The organism is Comamonas sp. BIGb0152 (genome assembly GCF_024809975.1).
In the GTDB taxonomy this organism is placed as follows: Bacteria; Pseudomonadota; Gammaproteobacteria; order Burkholderiales; family Burkholderiaceae_C; genus Comamonas.
In genome coordinates this window covers 1-3,427 of the sequence record NZ_JANUDY010000020.1, presented here as the reverse complement: position 1 = coordinate 3,427, position 3,427 = coordinate 1, and the positions used below count along the sequence as shown (strand labels likewise).

Genomic DNA, 3,427 nt, shown 5'->3' with positions numbered 1-3,427 from the left:
AGGGGGATTAGCTCAGCTGGGAGAGCACCTGCTTTGCAAGCAGGGGGTCGTCGGTTCGATCCCGTCATCCTCCACCAACACTTTTAATCGATAACTTATCAGATTGACCTTTAGGGTCATCAACACCAAAGCAGTTTGGAGACAGACTGCTTTGTTGTTGAGCGATATAGATCGCACAACACGGCTGTTCTTTAAAAATTCATAGAGTCGAAAATCAGCGTTGCTGGTGGAAACTGCACATTCGTAAAGGTTTAGTGTAGACCGTGCCACCAGCAACAATTTGATTGCGTCAAAACGAATGAAACTTTGCGATAAGCAAGATTAATTCAGTAATGACGAATATTCTACAAGCCTGCTAACTTAGCAATAGGTTGGCAAGATAGATATTCAATTTACGGCATAACGCGCGAGGTGAGAGACCTCGCAAAGCAGTTGCTTGCTTCTTGTGCTTGAGATCTAGAGATAGATGTCAAAGTTATAGGGTCAAGTGACTAAGAGCATGTGGTGGATGCCTTGGCGATGATAGGCGACGAAAGACGTGATAGCCTGCGATAAGCTTCGGGGAGTTGGCAAATAAACTTTGATCCGGAGATTTCTGAATGGGGGAACCCACCTAGCAATAGGTATCGGCAACTGAATACATAGGTTGTCGAAGCGAACCTGGAGAACTGAAACATCTAAGTACCCAGAGGAAAAGACATCAACTGAGATTCCGATAGTAGTGGCGAGCGAATTCGGAAGAGCCGTCTAGAGATAGTCATTGTGTTAACAAAACGGAATGGAAAGTCCGGCCATAGTGGGTGATAGCCCCGTATGTGAAAACGCAGTGGTGGTACTAAGCTAGAGACAAGTAGGGCGGGGCACGAGAAACCCTGTCTGAATATGGGGGGACCATCCTCCAAGGCTAAATACTCATCATCGACCGATAGTGAACAAGTACCGTGAGGGAAAGGCGAAAAGAACCCCGGGAGGGGAGTGAAATAGATCCTGAAACCGCATGCTTACAAAAAGTAGGAGCCCTTAGGGGTGACTGCGTACCTTTTGTATAATGGGTCAGCGACTTACATTCAGTGGCAAGCTTAACCGAATAGGGAAGGCGTAGAGAAATCGAGTCCGAATAGGGCGACAGTCGCTGGGTGTAGACCCGAAACCAAGTGATCTATCCATGGCCAGGATGAAGGTGCCGTAACAGGTACTGGAGGTCCGAACCCACTAGTGTTGCAAAACTAGGGGATGAGCTGTGGATAGGGGTGAAAGGCTAAACAAACTTGGAAATAGCTGGTTCTCTCCGAAAACTATTTAGGTAGTGCCTCAAGTATTACCTGCGGGGGTAGAGCACTGTTTAGGCTAGGGGGTCATGGCGACTTACCAAACCTATGCAAACTCCGAATACCGCAGAGTACAGCTTGGGAGACAGAGCACCGGGTGCTAACGTCCGGACTCAAGAGGGAAACAACCCAGACCGCCAGCTAAGGTCCCTAAAACGGGCTAAGTGGGAAACGAAGTGGGAAGGCTAAAACAGTCAGGATGTTGGCTTAGAAGCAGCCATCATTTAAAGAAAGCGTAATAGCTCACTGATCGAGTCGTCCTGCGCGGAAGATGTAACGGGGCTAAGCCAGTTACCGAAGCTGCGGATGCACAGTTTTACTGTGCGTGGTAGGAGAGCGTTCTGTAAGCCTGTGAAGGTGTCTGGAGACGGATGCTGGAGGTATCAGAAGTGCGAATGCTGACATGAGTAGCGTTAAAGGGGGTGAAAAGCCCCCTCGCCGTAAGCGCAAGGTTTTCTACGCAACGTTCATCGGCGTAGAGTAAGTCGGCCCCTAAGGTGAGGCAGAGATGCGTAACTGATGGGAAACGGGTCAATATTCCCGTACCGATGTGTAGTGCGATGTGGGGACGAAGAAGGTTAGCTCAGCCAACTGTTGGATATGTTGGTTCAAGCCTGTAGTCATGCTCGGTAGGCAAATCCGCCGGGCTAAGATGAGGGGTGATAACGGGTCTGCTTGCAGACGAAGTGAGTGATACCCAGCTTCCAGGAAAAGCCACTAAGCTTCAGCTACACACGACCGTACCGCAAACCGACACTGGTGCGCGAGATGAGTATTCTAAGGCGCTTGAGAGAACTCAGGAGAAGGAACTCGGCAAATTGACACCGTAACTTCGGGAGAAGGTGTGCCCTCAGTAGGTGAACTTGAACAAAGGGAGCCCAAAGGGGTTGCAAAGAATAGGTGGCTGCGACTGTTTAATAAAAACACAGCACTCTGCAAACACGAAAGTGGACGTATAGGGTGTGACGCCTGCCCGGTGCTGGAAGATTAAATGATGGGGTGCAAGCTCTTGATTGAAGTCCCAGTAAACGGCGGCCGTAACTATAACGGTCCTAAGGTAGCGAAATTCCTTGTCGGGTAAGTTCCGACCTGCACGAATGGCGTAACGATGGCCACACTGTCTCCTCCTGAGACTCAGCGAAGTTGAAATGTTTGTGATGATGCAATCTCCCCGCGGAAAGACGGAAAGACCCCATGAACCTTTACTGTAGCTTTGTATTGGACTTTGAACAGATCTGTGTAGGATAGGTGGGAGGCTTTGAAGTGAGGATGCTAGTTCTCATGGAGCCAACGTTGAAATACCACCCTGGTGTGTTTGAGGTTCTAACCTTGGTCCATTATCTGGATCGGGGACAGTGCATGGTAGGCAGTTTGACTGGGGCGGTCTCCTCCCAAAGCGTAACGGAGGAGTTCGAAGGTACGCTAGTTACGGTCGGACATCGTGACGATAGTGCAATGGCATAAGCGTGCTTAACTGCGAGACTGACAAGTCGAGCAGATGCGAAAGCAGGACATAGTGATCCGGTGGTTCTGTATGGAAGGGCCATCGCTCAACGGATAAAAGGTACTCTGGGGATAACAGGCTGATACCGCCCAAGAGTTCATATCGACGGCGGTGTTTGGCACCTCGATGTCGGCTCATCTCATCCTGGGGCTGTAGTCGGTCCCAAGGGTATGGCTGTTCGCCATTTAAAGAGGTACGTGAGCTGGGTTTAAAACGTCGTGAGACAGTTTGGTCCCTATCTTCCGTGGGCGCTGCAGATTTGAGGAAGCCTGCTCCTAGTACGAGAGGACCGGAGTGGACACACCTCTGGTGTATCGGTTGTCACGCCAGTGGCATTGCCGAGTAGCTATGTGTGGAAGAGATAACCGCTGAAAGCATCTAAGCGGGAAACTCGTTCCAAGATGAGATCTGCCGGGGGCTTGACCCCCCTGAAGAGTCGTTCTAGACCAGGACGTTGATAGGTTGGGTGTGGAAGCGCAGCAATGCGTTAAGCTAACCAATACTAATTGCTCGTGCGGCTTGACCCTATAACTTTGATCGGCCCCCGCCTTAGATGGGGGTCCATGCGAAGAAACACTGCAACTGCAGTTATGCC

At 50.2% G+C, this 3,427-nt stretch carries 1 tRNA gene and 1 rRNA gene; both read left to right on the top strand.

The annotated features are described in order from the left end of the window. The first annotated feature begins 1 nt into the window (after position 1). Positions 2-77, top strand: a tRNA-Ala gene (locus M2375_RS22460). Positions 78-481: 404 nt separating this feature from the next. After that, positions 482-3,359: ribosomal RNA gene (locus M2375_RS22455) — 23S ribosomal RNA — on the top strand. Positions 3,360-3,427: the final 68 nt, after the last annotated feature.